The sequence below is a fragment of the Hominimerdicola alba 8 genome (genome assembly GCF_000178155.2).
Taxonomy (GTDB): Bacteria; Bacillota; Clostridia; order Oscillospirales; family Ruminococcaceae; genus Hominimerdicola; species Hominimerdicola alba_C.
In genome coordinates this window covers 1-19,707 of sequence record NZ_ADKM02000128.1, presented here as the reverse complement: position 1 = coordinate 19,707, position 19,707 = coordinate 1, and the positions used below count along the sequence as shown (strand labels likewise).

At 48.0% G+C, this 19,707-nt stretch carries 15 protein-coding genes and 2 tRNA genes; 4 read left to right on the top strand and 13 right to left on the bottom strand.

All coding sequences use genetic code 11. The annotated features are described in order from the left end of the window. Positions 1-53: 53 nt before the first annotated feature. The 9 genes from CUS_RS15915 to CUS_RS15875 all read right to left on the bottom strand — a co-directional run bounded on the left by CUS_RS15915 (position 54) and on the right by CUS_RS15875 (position 7,860). Complete coding sequence (locus CUS_RS15915) at positions 54-341, bottom strand: hypothetical protein (protein ID WP_037277766.1); 288 nt, start codon at positions 339-341, stop codon at positions 54-56. 688 nt (positions 342-1,029) lie between these two features. Next, entirely contained in the window at positions 1,030-1,746 is a 717-nt protein-coding gene (locus tag CUS_RS15910) for a tRNA threonylcarbamoyladenosine dehydratase (protein WP_004167504.1), read from the bottom strand. 20 nt (positions 1,747-1,766) lie between these two features. Next, positions 1,767-3,230, bottom strand: a complete 1,464-nt coding sequence (locus tag CUS_RS15905; RefSeq protein WP_037277763.1) for a sugar transferase — start codon at positions 3,228-3,230, stop codon at positions 1,767-1,769. 797 nt (positions 3,231-4,027) lie between these two features. After that, the gene (gene aroF, locus CUS_RS15900) at positions 4,028-5,047 is read right to left on the bottom strand and encodes a 3-deoxy-7-phosphoheptulonate synthase (protein WP_004167490.1); all 1,020 of its coding nucleotides are present in this window, start codon (positions 5,045-5,047) and stop codon (positions 4,028-4,030) included. Positions 5,048-5,304: 257 nt separating this feature from the next. Next, positions 5,305-5,673, bottom strand: coding sequence for a hypothetical protein (locus tag CUS_RS15895; protein ID WP_004167501.1), 369 nt, complete (start codon positions 5,671-5,673; stop codon positions 5,305-5,307). 96 nt (positions 5,674-5,769) lie between these two features. Next, positions 5,770-6,312: a hypothetical protein gene (locus CUS_RS18860; RefSeq protein ID WP_004167519.1), complete on the bottom strand. Its 543-nt coding sequence runs from the start codon at positions 6,310-6,312 to the stop codon at positions 5,770-5,772. 118 nt (positions 6,313-6,430) lie between these two features. Further along, positions 6,431-7,258 carry a hypothetical protein gene (locus CUS_RS15885; RefSeq protein WP_004167507.1) on the bottom strand — a complete coding sequence of 276 codons (828 nt, stop codon included), beginning with the start codon at positions 7,256-7,258 and terminating at the stop codon, positions 6,431-6,433. Between the two features lie 451 nt (positions 7,259-7,709). Then, a tRNA-Gln gene (locus CUS_RS15880) sits at positions 7,710-7,782 on the bottom strand. A gap of 3 nt (positions 7,783-7,785) precedes the next feature. Then, positions 7,786-7,860, bottom strand: a tRNA-Gln gene (locus CUS_RS15875). Between the two features lie 317 nt (positions 7,861-8,177). Between CUS_RS15875 and mscL the strand changes: the two genes are divergently transcribed. Both mscL and alr read left to right on the top strand, forming a co-directional pair. Continuing rightward, positions 8,178-8,663 (top strand): large conductance mechanosensitive channel protein MscL, encoded by a 486-nt coding sequence (gene mscL / locus CUS_RS15870; protein ID WP_004167503.1) that lies wholly within the window; start codon positions 8,178-8,180, stop codon positions 8,661-8,663. A gap of 224 nt (positions 8,664-8,887) precedes the next feature. Next, on the top strand, positions 8,888-10,012 hold the full coding sequence (gene alr, locus CUS_RS15865; protein WP_004167526.1) for an alanine racemase: 1,125 nt from the start codon (positions 8,888-8,890) through the stop codon (positions 10,010-10,012). A gap of 91 nt (positions 10,013-10,103) precedes the next feature. On the opposite strand, the gene gpr is transcribed toward alr, so the two are convergent. Continuing rightward, positions 10,104-10,973, bottom strand: a complete 870-nt coding sequence (gene gpr / locus CUS_RS15860; protein WP_004167524.1) for a GPR endopeptidase — start codon at positions 10,971-10,973, stop codon at positions 10,104-10,106. Between the two features lie 276 nt (positions 10,974-11,249). Here gpr and rpsT point away from each other — a divergent pair, with 276 nt between their 5' ends. Next, complete coding sequence (gene rpsT / locus CUS_RS15855) at positions 11,250-11,501, top strand: 30S ribosomal protein S20 (protein WP_004167529.1); 252 nt, start codon at positions 11,250-11,252, stop codon at positions 11,499-11,501. A gap of 134 nt (positions 11,502-11,635) precedes the next feature. Here the strand turns inward: rpsT and CUS_RS15850 are convergent, their stop codons facing one another. Continuing rightward, a complete protein-coding gene (locus tag CUS_RS15850) occupies positions 11,636-12,088 on the bottom strand; it encodes an Hsp20/alpha crystallin family protein (RefSeq protein WP_004167489.1) in 453 nt (150 codons plus the stop codon). Between the two features lie 670 nt (positions 12,089-12,758). On the opposite strand from CUS_RS15850, the gene CUS_RS15845 reads away from it, so the two are divergent. After that, positions 12,759-13,850: a GGDEF domain-containing protein gene (locus tag CUS_RS15845; RefSeq protein ID WP_004167540.1), complete on the top strand. Its 1,092-nt coding sequence runs from the start codon at positions 12,759-12,761 to the stop codon at positions 13,848-13,850. A 277-nt stretch (positions 13,851-14,127) separates the two neighbouring features. On the opposite strand, the gene adhE is transcribed toward CUS_RS15845, so the two are convergent. Both adhE and CUS_RS18855 read right to left on the bottom strand, forming a co-directional pair. Further along, positions 14,128-16,764, bottom strand: a complete 2,637-nt coding sequence (gene adhE, locus CUS_RS15840; RefSeq protein ID WP_004167548.1) for a bifunctional acetaldehyde-CoA/alcohol dehydrogenase — start codon at positions 16,762-16,764, stop codon at positions 14,128-14,130. A 665-nt stretch (positions 16,765-17,429) separates the two neighbouring features. Next, positions 17,430-17,840 (bottom strand): sporulation initiation factor Spo0A C-terminal domain-containing protein, encoded by a 411-nt coding sequence (locus CUS_RS18855; protein ID WP_050792252.1) that lies wholly within the window; start codon positions 17,838-17,840, stop codon positions 17,430-17,432. Positions 17,841-19,707: the final 1,867 nt, after the last annotated feature.

Here is a 19,707-nt window from a genome sequence, read left to right as displayed (position 1 = left end):
TTTCGGGAAATAACCGCAAAAAAACTCCCCTGTCAGGCAGAGGAGTTCAAACATTACAGGTTTTCAAGCACAAAAACGTAGGTGAGCATCACGCCGTTATCCCTGACGGACACCTGTTTTTCAAGGGCTTTGGTCTTCATATTTTTAGCCCAGTCTTTCTGAGTCGCAAGGGTAACGCCTGTACCTTCAGCCCAGCTTCTTATGAAGCCGTTGCAGGCGGTCTTTGCAAAAGGCAGAGCCTGCGCCTCGAATACACCGTCAGCGCCCGCCGCCTTGACTATCTCAGGCTCGCCGAACTCGGTCACAGAGAGTTTTCTTTTTACTGTCAGTTTGAAATTCATGGTGATTCCTCCTTTAATTATTTTCGCTTTTATTATTATTTTTTTGTGTACCGTTGTCATTGGGGCATGTTCCCGCCGCCGATGACCGCTTTGCCGTTCTGACGTTGTATATTGCTGTCAGAGGGTAGGGTGGGAGCTTGCTCCCGCCGTGCGATAGGCTTTGTGTGCATCTTATCTGCTTTGCGCACTTGCGTGATGGGGCTGGCAGTACTCTTTTTATGGGGGTGTTCCCCGCCCACCCACCCGCGTATTTTTGTGCCTTGAAATATTGACACTCTATCGCGGGGGACTGCCACGCGACTGTGTCGGCGTGTACGACCGCCGAAGGCGCTTCGCTGTTTAACGCCAGCAAAGCTGTCGCGCTAATATCACGCGGGCAATTCGCGCCCGCACACGGGGAGCGGTATTCGCGGAAAATGAGTACGCTCTTTTCTTTGCGAATTGCCCGCTTTTGGTTTGCTGAGGTCTTTTTTTTTGACCTCTTTCCGTCGGGAGAATTGTTCGCCCAACTTGTTTTGTTTGTCGCTTTTTGTCTGCTTCCCCAATTGAGGGGCGCTGCCCCTCAAACTCCCCGCAAGCCCTCTGGCGGCGGGCTTGACCGACCGCTTTGACTCGCGCACAGCTTGTTGTACTTACTTAGCTTTATTGGGCGGCACAGCATTCTCCCGCCCACGCCAGTAATTATGAATTATGAATTATGAATTAGATCATCAACTATTGCACTCGCAATTACAAGTCCCGCCGCTGACGGCACGAAAGACAATGAACCCGGCACTGCCCGTCTGCCGATCACAGGTTCTTCGGAAGCGCCCTGAGGTTTTATCGGCGGTTCTTCCGAATAGACTACTTTAAGTTTCTTAACACCGCGTTTCTTAAGTTCATAACGCATGACTTTCGCCAGCGGACACCCCTTAGTCTTATAGATGTCTGCGACTTTAAATCCCGTAGGATCCAGCTTATTGCCTGCCCCCATCGCAGAGATAACAGGCGTGCCCGCCTTCTGTGAACGCATTATCATCTCTATTTTGCCTGTCACGGTATCGATGGCATCAACAACATAGTCATACTCGCCAAAATCGAACAAGTCTGCGGTATCGGGCATGAAAAAGCAGTTATGCACATTGACTTTTATTGATGGGTCGATATCATGCACTCTTTCAGCGGCGACTTCTGTTTTCAGCCGACCGATGGTACTGTGCAGAGCGATTATCTGGCGGTTCAGGTTAGTCAGGCTGACTGTATCGTTATCAATAAGGTCGAGTTCGCCCACGCCGCATCTTGCCAGTGCTTCGACCACATAACCGCCGACACCGCCCACGCCGAAAACTGCCACTCGGCTGTTTCTGAGTTTATCCATAGCTTCGCGTCCCAGCAGAAGTTCGGTACGCGCATACTGATTTTCCATATTGAGCCTTTCTGTCGGTCTTACCTTTTTGGCAGACCGTTTTCTTCTTCATATTCAACTACTTCTTCATCAGTCAGATTATAGTCTTTGCTGAAATCATGTTCGATGAGGTCGCGCTTAGTCTCGATGGGAGTATCGTCCTCAACACCTTCGGTGGCATCGGGAACAAACACCGTTCTGACTGTGCTTAAGATTATGCGCAGGTCTTCTCTGACAGACTGGTGTTCGATATACATAAGGTCGAGTTTCAGCTTATCATATGGGGTAGTATTGTACTTGCCCATTATCTGCGCATAGCCTGTCAGACCCGCCTTTACTTTCAGCCTGTACTTGAATTCGGGCATAGTAAGTTCATATTTCTCGGCAAGTTCGGGTCTTTCGGGACGGGGTCCAACAAATGACATATCGCCCTTAAGGATATTTATCAGCTGGGGCAGTTCATCGAAGCGTATTTTTCTGATGACCTTGCCAACAGGAGTGATACGTTCATCGTTCTCGGCGGCAAGTCTTGCGCCGCCTTTTTCGGCATCGGTGACCATACTGCGGAATTTGAGCACTTTGAATTTACGACCGCCTGTAGTCAGTCTGACCTGTGAATACAGCACAGGTCCGCCGTCATAAAGTTTGATTATCATGGCGGTTATCAGCATGAACGGAAGAGCGGCAAACAGCATAACGCCTGCAAGCAGTATATCAAAAAAGCGCTTCATCATGCGCTGCTCGAATTTCAGACCGTCATTTCTCGACAGCAGCAGCGGCGTATCGAAGAGGTGGAAATCGTCCGCCCCGCGAATGATTATATCGGAAAGTTTCGGGTTGATATAGGTCCTGATAGAATGCTCAAAGCAGAACTTCACCAGTTTGCTTCTGAGGTCACCGGGTATATCGGTGATGATAACGCCTTCGTATCTGAGTATGCGGCGTTCTATCTCTTCAAGGCTCTCCTCACAGCTGACAGCGGCGCAGATACTATATTTATCGGTACGCTGAGCCATTTTATTGACGAGGTATTTCGCATTTGAGTTGCCGTAGACTATCAGCAGTTTACGCGGCGGGTACATTTTGGTATATATTAGAGTGAAAGCGTAGCTCCAGGGCAAAGAAAAGACAAGCTGTATGCCTGCCAGCACGAACATGGGCTTAAGGTCCATACGGTTACGCCCGATGAGTGCTATAAGCACCATTTCGGCGGCATTACTGCCTATAATGCCGAGCACCTGCGAGCCAAAAAGTCCCATAAACTTAGAGTAGCCCAGTCTGAACCCGTTGAACAGACTGGTGACGGTGGTATACATGATGCCGTATATCCCCACCATGAGCAGGTTGCCGTAATGCCAGAACGGGTCGTGCATAGTGCTGTTATAGTAGTTATACCACACATGCGAAAAGCCCATCATAAAGAAAAAGATAATGATAAGTGCTGCAACAAAATTGAGCAGTCTTTTATACTGCTCACGGTTTTTAGTAATTATTGACAATAACATAACACCCTTTACGGTTTGATACAAATTCTCCTGTAATATCACATTATACCATACTTTACGCGATTATTCAAGTATCTGCCCTTTTTTTCAGACTTTTTTCACAGTTTTGGTCACAACATTCCGAAAGAGTTACAGCGCTCTGCAAAAAAACGCCCGCGTTATTTCGGCGGACGTTTTATGCTTTATATTTTTTTCGCGGTACTTTATCACAAGGAAGTGCGGGGGCAGTTGTCGGGAGCAAGCTCCCGACATTAGATAAACTTTGTGTGCATCTTATCTGCTTTGCGCACTTGCATGATGGGGCTGGCAGTACTCTTTTTATGGGGGTGTTCCCCGCCCGCCCACCCGCGTATTTTTGTGCCTTGAAATATTGACACTCTATCGCGGGGGACTGCGCCACGCGACTGTGTCGGCGTGTCGACCGCCGAAAACGCTATCGCTGTTCGGCTAATATCAAGCGGGCAATTCGCCGCACGCACATTGGGAGCGGTGTTCAACTGAATTGTTTACGCTCTATTCTTAGCGAATTGCCCGCTTGTTTTTATCGAGGGTCTTGTCCTCTTTCCGTCTTTTGCTTTGTTCGCCCAAATAGATAGCACGTATCGTTGCTTTGCCGTTCCCCGATGCGAGAGGCTCTGCCCCTCGCGCTCCCTGCAAGCCTGCTGGCGCGAGGCTTGACCGCGCGCTTTGGTTCGCGCACAGCTTGTTGTGCTTTCTCAGCTTTGTTGGGCGGCAAAGTGTCCGCCGAAACAGCCCGCTTTCGCCCCTGCCAATAATTATGAATTATGAATTATGAATTATGAATTATCCACGCTTCTTCCGCAGAATTCTGCCATCGCTCTGATCTTGTCCATCGTCTTTGAGAAAGCGGCAGGTGTCAATGACTGCGCACCATCGCTCCACGCATGCTCAGGGTCTATATGGACTTCTATTTCCAAAGCGTGCGCCCCCACTGCTATCGCACCCAATGCACAAGGTTCGATAAGTGATGCGATACCCGTTGCATGGCTGGGGTCAACGGTTATAGGCAGATGTGTTTTCTGTTTAAGCAGCGGAACAGCCGCCAAGTCCAGTACATTTCTTGTAGCTGTTTCAAAGGTACGTATACCTCTCTCGCACAGTATGACCTGATCGTTGCCCTCACTCATGATGTATTCAGCCGACATCAGAAGTTCCTGCAAAGTACCCGAAAGACCGCGTTTGAGCAGTATAGGCTTCTTAAGACGACCCAGTGCTTTCAGCAGTGTGAAGTTCTGGGAATTTCTTGCACCGACCTGGATAACATCAACATCATCGAACAAGTCAATATCCGAAACGTCCATGATCTCGGTGACGATGGGCAGACCAGTTTCAGCGCGGGCTTTTTTCAGTATCTCGATCCCCTCTTTGCCAAGACCCTGAAATGCGTAAGGAGAAGTTCTGGGCTTGAACGCGCCGCCGCGAAGCATTGTCGCGCCTGCTTCTTTAACAGCGATGGCAGTCTTTATGGTCTGCTCTTCGGTTTCCACCGAGCATGGACCCGCGATGACCTGCAAGCGGTCACCGCCCAGCTTTCTGCCGCGTACATCGATGACGGTATCCAGCGGGTGGAAACGGCGGTTAGCGTTTTTATAGGGTTCCTGCACACGCTTGACGGTTTCGACTATCTCTTTAGCCTGCACCGACTCGATATCAACGCTGGTGGTATCTCCGATAAGACCGATTATCTTCGAGTGAACGCCCTCCACCAGATTTGACTTCACATCGAACCTTGTCAGCCACCCGATAAGTTCATCGATCTGTGTTTTGCTTGCGCCGTCTTTCAATACGATTACCATTTTTCATTCCTCCTGTAATATTTTGGAAATTTATTGAAATTTATGTCAGAATTTCTGCATAAAAATAACTGTGCCCTCGCAATACGAAAGCACAGTCTGTAAACTTATGGAAAATATACATAACCTATATGCGCTGATTTTCCGTTTGTTTTGCTTTCATACTACGACCAAAACGCTCTGAGCAAAAAAATCGCTCAAAGCTGGTAAAGTATGTAAAGACAGTATTAACGGTCAGCATCATACAAGGTTTCCTTTCGTCATTTATCAGCATCGAGTTTATCCGATGCCATCACAAGCCTGTCGCACAGGCGGTTGGGAAGATTTTCGTTAGCCAAAAATGCGGTTATCTGCGCCTTTGTCTGACCTGTCACAGCATGTACAGCTTCAAGCTGATTACTGCCATTGCAAGTCACACCGATGACCACATTATACTTACCCACATGTGGGTCTTTCGAGTTATCGAACAGGAAAGCAACGAAATTATCACTTCCGATGATCGGCAGGTTGAAGTTCAGCGCATTATCAGCGGGACCGACCTCAGGGAGTTTATCCTGCACATCGGCACGCATATCAGCAATGACTTTTGCCAGCGCCTTTTTAAATTTCACTTTATTTTCGTTAAGCATGCACTCAGCCCACCTTCCAAAATCTACAAATAATTATACGACACTAACGCCCTCATGTCAAGAGCACAAGGTCTGATTTAACACTTTTTTAACATCTCACTGCTTATCGAAGTAATCCTTACCGCGAGCGGGATTGAAATAGGTTCGCAGGTAGCCGTCTTTTGACACCACCACGAACTCGTTGGTTTCCTCGATATAGTAGACATCGTCGCCGTCCTCTTTCTCGGTCTTATGGAGTGCGGCAGGGTCATTGACCACATCGGAAGCCGCTTTGCGGTAATCATCGGCGTTGTCAAAGCCCATCTCTATGCCGTGTTTCTCATAATGCTGGTCGCGGAGGTTTTTCGTCCTGAACCAGTATTCAACATACTCGCCCTGTGAACTTTCGGGGGCGGCAGTTGTGGTCGTTGTGGCAGACTTCTTCGACTTTTCAGCAGTAGTTTCCGCCGCAGAACTTTCTTCTGTCGGGGCAGAAGATCCCGTCGTTTCAGCTGTAGAACTTTCAGCTGTAGAACTTTCCTCAGTGATTATAAGATCATACATCGACTCTTCCTCAGGCGGCAGACTTCTTGCGCCGCAGGCAGTCAGCCCGAAAATCACTGTAAGCACCGTCAGCAGACAGAGTATCACTTTTTTCATCAAAGCACCTCCCACATAATTATACACTAAAGCCGCAGTATTGTCAACAAAAAACGGCAGAGCCGTAAAGACTCCGCCGTTATATGCTTATAAATTTGACTTCTAGCAGTCGCTCAAATTACTTTCTCTTCTTGGAGATAACAACCAGAGCAGCAGCAGATGCAGCCAGAGCTACAGCAGCGGTAGAAGCAGCACCGGTGTTGGTGTTAGAAGTAGTGTTGTTAGTAGCTGCCTTAGAGCTGGAAGATGCAGAAGAAGTAGAAGAAGCAGAAGAAGTTGAAGAGGTAGAAGAAACCTCAGAATTGCTGCTTACAGGCTCTGCAACAGACTCAGAAGAAGACTCGCTGTCAGAAGAAACAGGCTCAGCTGCGGAAGACTCTTCAGCCTTTACAGTTACAGAACCGTCAACAACAGTGATAGCAGCTGGTACGTCAACATCATAGTTTACGATACCACCAGCGGTGTTCTTAGCAGAAGAAGTAGTTACAGAAACAGTAGCGCCCTCCTCAGCAGGAGCCTTAACAGTCAGAGTACCGATAACAGTACCAGCAGGAACAACGTCAGACTCATTCTTGAAGTTGGAATCGTAAGCTACGATCTGATAATCCTCGTTGTCAGGGAAATCGATCTTGTCCTGCTCGCTCATAACACCCTTGTAGCCCCAGTCATCGAAGCCCAGGCTCTGGATAGCAGCCTCATCAAAAGTGAAGCCGGTGATCTCGCCGCCGTCAGCAACGAAAGCGAACTGAATGGTGTCAACAGCAACGTCAGCAGTCAGAACTACGTCAAAAGTAGCTTCAGCCTCAGGAGCAACAGTAGCAGACTGTGCCTTGATCTCCAGAGTAGCCTTAACATCGCCAGCAGCAGTATCATCTGCAAAAACAGAAGGTACGAAACCAGCCATCAGAGCTGCGGATGTGAGAAGTGCAAATAACTTCTTGTTCATAAAAAATTCCTCCCAAAATTAATAATTTGAATTTTTATTGCTTAATCATACCCATTTGACGCCGCAGAACTTGTCCGCCGCGAAATTATGGTGATACAATTAATCCGATGTTACTAATTATAATACATATATACATACCATCGTTGAATATTTTGTTAACGTTGTGTTAACTTTACTCAAACAGTAAGTTTTCAGCAGCTGCCTCAACAGTATGTACAGCGTATCATGCCCCAAATAAGACGTCTCCTATTCGGATTTGTCCACATTATATCACAATTTAACCGTCATGTCAATAGCAAATTGCAAATAATATTTACCAGTTCAAAAAATAATTTTTGGTATATTCACCACAAAAAAGCCTGTTTCTGACTCTCATGCAGTCTTCTCGAACCGTTCGGAGCATGTCAATATAAACAAAAAGCACCTCACATTACTATGTAAGGTGCATTAGTTGGGGCGGAAGGATTCGAACCTTCGACATGACGGAGTCAGAGTCCGTTGCCTTACCGCTTGGCGACGCCCCAGTATGGTTGGGATAGATGGATTCGAACCATCGAGTGACGGAGTCAAAGTCCGTTGCCTTACCGCTTGGCTATACCCCAGCAGGTGTCCTCCATCGCTTTACTGTCTTCCCTGACAGCTTTTATATTATACCACAGTCTTTTTCAGATTACAACCCCTTTTCACCAACATTTACATTTTGTTTACATATCGTTTCCGTTAGCGACATATGTCGTTTCTTTATACCTTATTAAAGAGAAATACTGATCTGCACTATTTTACATTCACGCAGACAGATGCCCTCGCAGATGTGCAAAAATTCCCATAAAGCATAAAATTTTAACGAAATATGACTTGACTTGCATGATTTGGTGTGCTATTATATTAACAGAAATTTTCTGAAAGGACGTGCAGAAGTATGTTTAAGAAATTTATGACGGAGTTCAAGGAGTTTGCCCTCAAGGGTAACGTTATGGACATGGCTATCGGTGTTATCATCGGTGCGGCTTTCGGTAATATCGTTACCTCGCTGACCGATAACTTCATCAACCCACTCATCGCTGTTATCACAGGCGGTGCGAAGAAGGATGAAAACGGCGTTATGCAGGTAGTCGGCGGTTCTTTCAAGATCAGAGGAGTTGCTTTCAACTACGGTTCGTTCGTTTCCGCTGTCATCAACTTCCTTGTGATCGCACTGGTACTTTTCCTGATGCTTAAGGCTGTTAACGGCGCTGTTGCTAAGGCTGCTGCTCTTGCCAAGAAGGAAGAGGAAGAAGAAGAGGCTGCTGCTGAGCCTTCCGCAGAAGAAAAGCTGCTGGGCGAGATCCGCGATCTGCTGACCGCTACTGCTTCTCCCGAAGCGCTGGCTAAGATCGAGGCTGCTAAGGCTGAGGCTGAAAAGTAATTTTCACGCATTTACACAAAGCTGTCCTGCGGGGCAGCTTTTTTTGTTGACAAATCTGCCGTTTCGGAGTATAATTATAGCAATCCAACTATTTAAATTCACAAAATCCGGTCGCTAAAGCTCGGATTTATGGGTTTTGTGACCGGATTTTGTCTGAATTTTAAGGCGGATTGCTATAGTTTGGCTGTTTCGCCAAACCATCTTATCATAAAGGAAGTTTTAAAATGGATTACATAAAGCGCTGCTGGGCAGAGATCGACCTTTCAGCGGTCGAATACAATGTCACCGAGTACAAAAAGCTGCTGCCTGCGGGCACTGAACTGATGTATGTGGTAAAAGCCGCCTGCTACGGGCATGATGACAGTCTTATAGTACCATTTTTGCAGGAAAAGCTGGGTGCTGAATATTTCGCGGTGGCTGACCTCGATGAAGCCATCAGGCTTCGCGGCATGGGTATTTCGGGGGATATCCTCATTCTGGGCTACACATTGCCCGAATATGCGCCGCTGATTGCAAAGCACAATGTCATACAGGCATGTACCGACCTCAGCTATGCGCGTGAACTGAGCAAAAATGCTGAGGGGACTGTCAGGGTACACGGCGCCGTTGACACAGGCATGACCCGCATCGGCGTTCACGGCACTGCGGAAGAACAGGCGGCTGAACTCTCCGAGATCGCCGCGACCCCGAATATCGCGCTGGAGGGCATCTTCACCCACTTTTCCTCTGCTGACGGCACAGCGCAGGCTGATGACGACTACACCAACATGCAGGCAGAGCGTTTCTTTCGTGTGCGCGACCTGCTGACTGCGGGCGGCATAGAATTGAAACACGCCCACATCAAAAATTCTGCGGGCGGCGCTTACGGTTTCGGTGAGGGCAGTACGCTGGCGCGGCTGGGCATCATCATGTACGGGCTTTACCCCGACCCTGCCAAACCACTTCCCTTTGAACCAAAGCCTGTTATGACTTGGAAAGCTGTCGTTTCACAGGTGAAGTGGATAGACGCAGGTACAGCTGTCAGCTACGGCAGAACTTTCGTCAGCGACAGGCGCATGAAGCTGGCTACCATAACCGCAGGCTATGCCGACGGTTACCCGCGTGCGCTCTCAAACAAGGGTGAAGTCATCATCGGCGGCAAGCGGTGCAGGATATGCGGGCGTGTCTGCATGGATCAGTTCATGTGCGATGTCACCGACCTGCCTGACATAAGATCGGGCGACGAAGCGATACTTATGGACGCCGAGATGAACGCCGACCACCTCGCCGCGCTGACAGGTACCATCGGCTACGAGATAACCTGCGGCATTTCCCCCAGAGTACCGCGTGTTTTAATTCATAATTCATAATTCATAATTCATAATTATTGGCATGAACGGAAGAATACTGCTTTTCTTCCTAGAAACTGCGCTCATTATTTAGTGGGCGCTGTTTTGTTTTTTACACCAGCGTCCGCAGTTCTTCGGGGGTGAGGGTGGGCTGGAAGGCTTGATTTATCGCTTCTGAGATATATGCCGCCGCCGAGCGCACAAGTCTGTCTGCCGATGCAGGGGTGACGGTCATGCGCTCACTGCCTTCGGGGGCGGGGCGGTCGAATATCATTTCGGCGGCAGATGACAGGTCTACCACCATCGGCACGCCTATCGCTATGCAGGTAACGCCCAGTGTGGCGCGCGAAAGTTCACGGCGGGCATTCTCGACACCGCTTCCCGGCGATATGCCTGTGTCGCAAAGCTGTATCGTGCGCCCCAGATGCCCCAGTTCCCAGCAGGCAAGGGCATCTACCGCTATGACAAGGTCGGGGCGGACGGCTTCGCAGAGGGCTTTTACCTGCTCGGTGGACTCGATGCCCGTCTGACCCAGCACGCCTGTTTCAACGGCGCTGACTTCCGTCAGACCGCCTGTTTCCAGTTCGTGGGAGAGCCGCATGATGTGGCGGGTGGCGAATATACCGTCAACAGTCAGGGGACCCAGCGAATCGGCAGTAAGGTGACGGTTGCCAAGCCCCGCCACCAGCACACGCTCTGCACCGCCTGCCAGGTCACGCAGGCTTTCTGCGAGGACTTTGACCCGCTCGGCAAAGCAGGGGCAGTAGTTCTCAAACGTGCTGTCAAGGGCTTTCAGCGTGATATAGCGCCCTTTCGGTCTGCCGATGGTGTCGGCGGCGGCTGTGGTGGAGATGGTTATATCCGCCATTTCAAGCTGTGCGCTCTCAATGATATCGATGCGGCGTTCTGCGCCCTCTATATCGCGGCTGAGGGACAGTCTGCGGGCGGCTTCTACCGCAAGGTCTGTGCGTGATCCATTCATTTTGATTACCTCTTTTCTGCGTCATACAGGGGATATTTTAACGCCCGCCGAAACGACCTTTAGTGCGGTGAGTCGGCAGGTCAGCCATATTTGACAATATGTACAAAAGCAGGGTAAAAAATTTGAGATATTTTTTTTGAAAACCCCTTGCAATTCAGCGGAAAATATGTTAATATAACTTATGTAGCTTGCCAATCTGTTATCCGCATTTCCTCTCAGTCTGCGGATAGCTTATCCTGATAAGCGAGATTTTATTCATTGAGGGAGGTGTCCATAATGCCTAATATCAAGTCTGCTAAGAAGAGAGTTAAGGTCATCGAGAAGAAGACCCTGAGAAACAAGGCTATCAAGTCCGATCTTAAGACTGCTCTGAAGAAGGCTGATGCTGCTGTTGCAAACAACGCTTCCGACAAGGAGCAGGTTGTAAGAGCTGCCATCAAGAAGGTGGATATGGCTTGCACAAAGGGTATTCTGCACAAGAATAACGCTGCAAGAAAGAAGTCCCAGCTTGCTAAGAAGCTCGGCTAAGATCGTTTTTAATAATGGATCTAAGACCCGATTTTGTGTCGGGTCTTTTTGTTTGTCATAAATTTGACTTCCCTTTCGCAGGACAAAAAAGCGGCTGCCGTTTTCATGCGGCAGCCGCTTTATATTATCTTATTTTAACCTTCGATCGCTATACACTTTTTCTGAGGTATCTCCTTTTTCGGCTCTTTCTTCGGTATGCAGAGGGTCAGCACGCCGTTTTCAAACTTAGCCTTGATATCCTCTTCAGTCAATTCCTGACCGACAAAGTAGCTGCGCTGCATTGCGCCCGCATATCTCTCCTGCCTTATCATCTTGCCCTCAGCCGATTTCTCGTCCTTGTCAATACCCTTCGCGGCAGTCACGGTAAGGTAGCCGTTTTGCAGGTTCAGTTCAAGTTCATCTTTCTTGAAGCCCGGCAGGTCGATGTCTATCTCGTACCTGTCTTCATGCTCTGTGACATCTGTCTTCATGACACGGTCTGCGTGCCTGCCGTAGAGTTTGCGGTCAACATCGCCAAAGTCCTCAAATCTCGGGAAACTCATCATATCATCGAAAAAATCATTACCAAAAATTGTAGGCAGTAACATAGGTCAGTCCTCCTTTTCTCACACGCCGAGATCATCTCGGTAAACATATTTTGACCATTTGCTTTATGTTTATACATCTGAGCATTGGGACGATCAGCGGACTCCCGGGCGTTCCGCTCTGTTCCTTTGTTCTGACTATATTATAGCACTTAATTTTAGCACTGTCAAGGGGAGAGTGCTAATTTTCACATATTTTTCAATTTTATGCGCATAAATTTCACAAATAACAAACGCCGCTGTCGGATATCATACCGAAAGCGGCGCTGTATTATGAAAGGGTAAATGATGGACTGTTTTATAGTTCAGGAATGCCCGAACTTCTCGTAATATTTTAGCACGATTTTTTAGTGTACGCAACATCATAAAGTATGATGCTTTATGCACAAACTTATGCTGTGCGAATAGTTGATTATGCTCAAATGATAGACCGTCTATCGCCGCTTCGTGAGTTTTACCATATCAATTATACGGCGAAAAACCGCCCTCATTTGAGTTCATATTTCCCGCAGATAACTCCGACAGATTAATATTGTAGACCAATTTTGTGAATTTGATGTATTGCAAATAATTTTGTAATATTTTATAATATAGATGTATAATTAGGTTCTGCCGATACTGATGCGCATGCGCGTTCAGGTCGTGACGGATGTTTTCCGGAAGGGGGGTCAATATGGCTGCGATATCACGTAAAAAGAACAACATCAACTTCATGCGCTTTGAGAAGATAAGCGAACGCACAGCCTACCTGATAGGTATCGGCGCGCTGCTGCTGGGACATGTGATGTATCTTATAATGTTCGGTATACTGGGCGTTCGCCCGATGATGTACTTCAACATTTTCAGCGTAACGTTTTATTCAGCGCTGCTGTTGCTGCTTTTTCGGACGCATCTGCGCAAGGGGCTGATAATGGCATCACTTGCCGAGATAATCGCCCACGCTTGTCTGGGCATTGTCACAATGGGCTGGGATATGGGCTTTTCGATGATACTGCTGTTCATCATGCCGATACCTTTCTATATGCCGCTGAGGAAGCTGTTCATGCCGTACCTGTCTTCGTTGGTGCCGCTGGCGCTTTACATCATAATGCGTGCAAAATACGGCTCTGCCGAAACTGCCATGTACACTTTCCGCGACCATTCGCTGAACGACCTTATCTATTTCCTTAATGTGGTAATGGGTTCATCGATACTGCTGTACATTTCTTCCATTTATATGATAAACCGCGAGATAATGCAGTTCAAGCTGACTTCAAAGAACGAGAGCCTGCAAAAACTCGCCACCATCGACCCGCTGACAAGGCTGTTCAATCGCCGCGCGATGGGTGAATACCTGAAACTTGTCCATCTGAACAGCGAACGCACAGGCAAGGGTTACGCTGTATGTCTGGGCGATATAGATGACTTCAAGCAGATAAACGACAGCTACGGACACGGTGCGGGCGACGATGCACTCAAACAGGTGGCTGACATAATCGAACATTCGGTGCCTGCTGAGGGCTACGCGGCACGCTGGGGCGGTGAGGAGTTCCTGTTCGTCATACCGAATGCCGACATTGAAGCAGGTCGCGAATGTGCTGAAAAGATACGCCGCGCCATCGCTGACAGAACTTTCAAGTCGGGCGAGAAGCGTTTTGGTGTGACAATGACCATCGGTGTTGCCGAAGGCAAGCCCGATGACGACATCGAGAAGATGATATCCCTTGCGGACAAGCGGCTTTACGCAGGCAAATCCGCAGGAAAAAACCGAGTCATTAATTCATGAATCCCAATTTGGTTGTGTACTGTTCCCCCGCCGAAGGCGGGGGAACAGTACGAAAGAACAGCCATTTTGCATCATCAGCAATACATATCAAAATTGGGAGATTCATGATCATTGGCATGAAATAAAGTTTTACGATCTGACAAAAAGTGCGCTCACGGGATCTTCCGCGAGCGCATTTCTTTTTTCTCCTTATAACGGGCGCAAAAAAAGGTGGGAGCAAGCTCCCACCCTACATTTTGTGTTGATTTCCGTCAGTACAGCAAAGTGTCCGACCCTATCAGCCGTTGTACTCAGTGCCGTAGTAGCAAGCCTTGTAGATCTCCTTCAGCTCTTCAATGAGAGGATATCTTGGGTTAGCGCCTGTGCACTGGTCATCGAATGCGTCCTCAGACATCTGGTCGAGGGTAGCGAGGAAATCTTCCTCAGAGATGCCGTATTCAGCAATAGTCTTCTTGCAGCCTACGCGCTCTTTCAGAGCCTCTACCTTGTCGCAGAGCATCTTGAAGCACTCCTTGTCGTCCTTGCCGAACAGACCCAGCGAACGTGCTACCAGAGCGTACTTTTCAAGGGTCTTGGGATACTCGTACTGCGAGAATGTGCCCATCTTGGTAGGAACAGGGTTAGCGTTGAACTTCATGACATTGGTTATTACCAGTGCGCAGCAGATGCCGTGAGGCAGGTGGTGATAAGCGCCCAGCTTGTGTGCCAGCGAGTGACCTATACCAAGGAATGCGTTTGCGAATGCCATACCTGCCATAGTTGCAGCGTGAGCCATCTTTTCTCTTGCCTTGACTGCGGTCTGACCGTTGTCAACGCACTCAGGCAGGTTTTCAAATGTCATTTTCAGCGACTGGAGAGCGATACCGTCAGTGAAGTCGGTAGCCATTACAGATGCCAGAGCCTCAAGGTTATGCACCATGCAGTCCAGACCGGAAGCTGCAGTCAGACCCTTTGGTGCGCTCATCATCAGATCGGTGTCGATGATAGCCATGTTAGGCAGCAGAGCGTAGTCAGCCAGAGGATACTTGTGACCTGTCTTTTCATCGGTGATAACTGCGAAAGGTGTTACCTCAGAACCTGTACCCGAAGAAGTAGGTATGCAGATGAAGTAAGCCTTTTCACCCATCTTCGGGAATGTGTAGACTCTCTTTCTGATATCGATGAAGCGCATTGCCATATCGAGGAAGTCAGCCTCAGGGTGCTCGTACATCACCCACATGATCTTTGCAGCGTCCATAGCAGAACCGCCGCCGATAGCGATGATGGTATCAGGCTCGAATGCACGTATAGCCTTTACACCCTCCTGTGCGCAGCCCAGCGATGGGTCGGGTGCAACATCGAAGAATATATCGTGTACAATGCCCATCTGATCCAGCTTGTCGGTGATAGGCTTGGTGTAGCCGTTCTTGTAGAGGAACTGGTCTGTAACGATGAACGCCCTCTTCTTGCCCATGACAGTTTTCAGTTCGTCAAGTGCAACAGGCAGACAGCCCTTCTTGAAATAAACCTTTTCAGGCGCTCTGAACCACAGCATATTCTCTCTCCTCTCAACAACAGTCTTAACGTTCAGCAGGTGCTTAACGCCCACGTTCTCGGAAACCGAGTTGCCGCCCCATGAGCCGCAGCCCAGTGTCAGCGATGGTGCGAAGTTGAAGTTGTAGAGGTCACCGATACCGCCCAGCGAAGACGGAGTGTTGATGATAAGACGGCTGGTCTTCATTCTCTCAGCGAATTTCATCATCTTCTCGCGCTCGTTGACGTTATCTATCCACAGTACCGATGTATGACCCAGACCGCCGTTGTTCTCCAGCAGAGCCTCAGCCTTGTCAAGTGCATCATCGAAATCGTCAGCCTTATACATACCCAGAACGGTAGTCAGCTTCTCGTGACCGAAAGCCTCGTCACGGTCAGTGCTGGTAGCCTCACCGATAAGCACCTTGACATTTTCGGGAACTTCAAAGCCGCAGAGTTTTGCGATAGCAACAGGGCGCTGACCAACGATCTTCGCATTAAGTGCGCCGTTGATTATCATGGTATGTCTTACCTTGTCAGCCTCTTCATTGTTAAGGAAATAACAACCTCTTGCCTTAAGTTCAGCCTTTACCTCTTTGTATATCTTCTTGTCAACGATAAGTGTCTGCTCGGTAGCGCAGATCATACCGTTATCGAAAGTCTTCGAGTGGATTATGGAGTTCACAGCCACCTTGATGTCAGCAGAAGCATCGATTATAGCCGATGCGTTGCCCGCGCCGACACCCAGTGCAGGTGTGCCCGAAGAATAAGCGCTCTTTACCATTCCGGGACCGCCTGTAGCCAGTATCAGGTCTGAATCGCGCATTATCTCATTGGTCATATCCAGTGAGGGAACATCTATCCAGCCGATGATATTCTCAGGTGCGCCCGCAGCAACAGCCGCATCAAGAACTATCTTGGCAGCCGCGATGGTGCAGTTCTTTGCGCGGGGGTGTGGGCTGATGATGATGCCGTTTCTGGTCTTAAGTGAGATCAGTGTCTTGAATATAGCGGTGGAAGTTGGGTTTGTGGTAGGTATTACCGCTGCTATCAGACCGATAGGTTCGTACAGCTTAGTTGTGCCGTATGATTCATTTCTCTCGAAAACGCCGCAGGTCTGCACATTTTTGTATGCGTTGTAGATATGCTCGGCAGCATAGTTGTTCTTGATGACCTTGTCTTCAACGATGCCCATGCCTGTTTCCTCGACAGCCATTTTAGCCAGCGGGATACGAGCCTTGTTCGCAGCCAGTGCAGCCGCCTTGAAGATCTTATCGACCTGTTCCTGAGTGTACTCAGCGAACTTAGCCTGAGCCTCTCTTACTTCCTTTATCTTGGCAGTAAGAGCCTCAACGCTGTCAACGTAGATAGGTTCGCTTTTCTTAGCAGTAGTTTTTGCCATAATTTAACTCCTCCATCTCAATGTTAAGCGGGTGATGATACCCGCATTCATTTTCAGTACCGCTATCACAGTTACGCTCTCAGCCCCGCACAATGCCGCGTTCGGCATTTCACAGGCATCACAGAAGATGCACTGACGGGGTTGACCGCATTCGTCTTCGGTATATCTGAATGATACGACTGCCTTGTTTGAGTAAAGTTTCAGTTGTGTTTCAGTTTTGTTAAAGGCGATGTGCGTTGTAACTGTATATATTATACCAGTTTGTTATTTTTTTGTCAATCCCATTATACCCATAACTTTTTAAATTTTTTCTGAACGTTCTGCACCATGTTCGGGAACGGCGCAATTTTTCCTGCAAAACGGCGGATTTTCCCCTACAAAACCGACTTTTGCGACTTTGGTAAAATTTTGACTATCTTTTTACAGGACCGTGTCAAGGTGAGCGACAGTGCTCTCCTGCTGTTTTATATTTTGAGTGATGCGGGCTGAAAAATACATTACGCTTAACATTTATCGCCTGAAATTTACACAGAACAAAAATGCCGCAGCGCTGTGGCTGCGGCAACATATCTGAAACGCACCGACCGCTGCGGGTATGCTCAGGGCTGTTCGGGGGACTTATTGTCACCCTGCCCGCATCGGGGAAGTTCGTTTGTATATACTATTCAACATTTCGGAAACTCGTTAATGTTCCCTGTGCACGCCAGTTTGTCTGCTATCGTGTAAACGAATTCACTGTTGCTGGGTGTACGCTGTTCAGGCTGACCGTATACGCCGAAAAGTTCCTGTTTTGTGCTGCTGTCGGAAAGTTTCCACGCCTTGTGGATAGCGCTCCGTATACCGCTTTCGACCGCCGCAGAACTTATGCCGTTCTGCTTTGCGATAAGCGGATAGATGTGTTTTGATATCCCTCCGCACTGCTCCTGCTGCACCGCAAACCTGACTGCATCGCGCACATATCTGTAGCCTGTATATTTCTTTTTAAAACACAGCGCGGTCAATATCCTCGTGATATCCATATACAGTTCTTCTTCACTTATTTTTTTCACCCTTACGCAACCATTTCCACATTTCAATTCTTCATACCCTCCATAATCTATGAGATAGTTTTGCAGCCCTTTTTACCGATGCAGGACTTGGCGCCCTGATACCTTTATCTGCTCTTTATGCAAAAAGATGACTGCTTAAAATTTTTACACATCCGAATATTATCGGACAATTACGATTATATCAAATATTTGATAAAAGTCAAGTATTGTTTGCTATTTTTCACCGTCGGTAATCAATAATTTTTTTGAACGATAATATAAGTCGGAAATAGCTGCACAAAAAGAGGGCTGCCGTAACTCGGCAACCCTCTTACGATCCACATATTAAGCCATTGGACTTTGATTCCTTTCATGTTATATATAGAAAGTCAAGACCCTTTACCCGCATCGCAAGCAGACTCATAGCAAACGTGCAGGCATATATATCAAATTTCCATTGGAATTTAATTTCCTTTCGGTAGAGAAATAATCTTTAGACGGGATAAAAACTTATCTTCTCATTGGTCCTATTACCTTTCAATATATTTTAGTCGAGTGCCGCATCAGCGACAATTAAAATCAAGCCATCGGTCTAATTACCTTTCTTTAAACTAGCGCTCATGCGCCGATCATCGGGGTGTCCCTCTTCGCTTCGGGACTAAGCTGCATGTACCTTCGGACTCACTCCTCACATTCAGATATTCAGCAGTCTAGCGCGCATTACCATAATGCACCACTCCTTATATAATTTGTGCGGCGAACCCACCGCCGAAAAGTCGGGATAAAAAACCAACTATGCCATTGGTCTGCATTCCTTTCAGAATTACTAGCGCTCACGCGCCGATCATCGGGGTGTCCCTCTTCGCTTCGGGACTAAGCTGCATTACCCTTCGGACTCACTCCTCACATTCAGATATTCAGCAGTCTAGCGCGCATTACCATAATGCACCACTCCTTATATAATTTGTGCGGCGAACCCGCCGCCGAAAAGTCGGGATAAAAACCAACTATGCCATTGGTCTGCATTCCTTTCAGAATTACTAGCGCTCATGCGCCGTTTGTCGGGGTGTCCCTCTTCGCTTCGGGACTAAGCTGCATTACCCTTCGGACTCACTCCTCACATTCAGATATTCAGCAGTCTAGCGCGCATTACCATAATGCACCACTCCTTATATAGTTTGTGCGGCGAACCCACCGCCGAAAAGTCGGGATAAAAAACCAACTATGCCATTGGTCTGCATTCCTTTCAGAATTACTAGCGCTCACGCGCCGTTTGTCGGGGTGTCCCTCTTCGCTTCGGGACTAAGCTGCATTACCCTTCGGACTCACTCCAATCTTTCAGATTCTCAGCAGTCTAGCGCGCATTACCATAATGCACCACTCCTTATATAATTTGTGCGGCGAACCTGCCGCTAACATTCAGATCAGAAAACCTTTTATGCCATCGGTCTGATTTCCTTTCATTAGTTTGCGCTTCAAGTGCTGTGGTCAGGATACCTCCCTCGCTCGGAGGCTAAGCTGTGTTGTACTTGGGACTCACTCCTCACTCTCAAATATTCAACAGTCTGTTGCGCATTTTCATAATGCACCACTCCCTGAACCTATATTAGATCCCGATATCATCGGGTCATAATCGAAATCAACAAAGTGTTATGCCATCGGCCTTAGCACCTTTCGTAAATTAACGCTGCCGCGTCACTGTCGAATACCTCCGCTATCGGAGGTCAAGCCAAATCAAACTGGTGGAACTCACTCCTTGCTCTGAAATATCCGGAAATTCCTTACGAACTGTTCCCGAATAGTAGATTCCATCAAACCTGCCGCGTTGACCGACTGTACGCCATCCCCGCCATAAGCAGGTGTCTATTCAATTGTAATGTCGAGTATTCATATTGTATAAACGAACTGCTGAAAT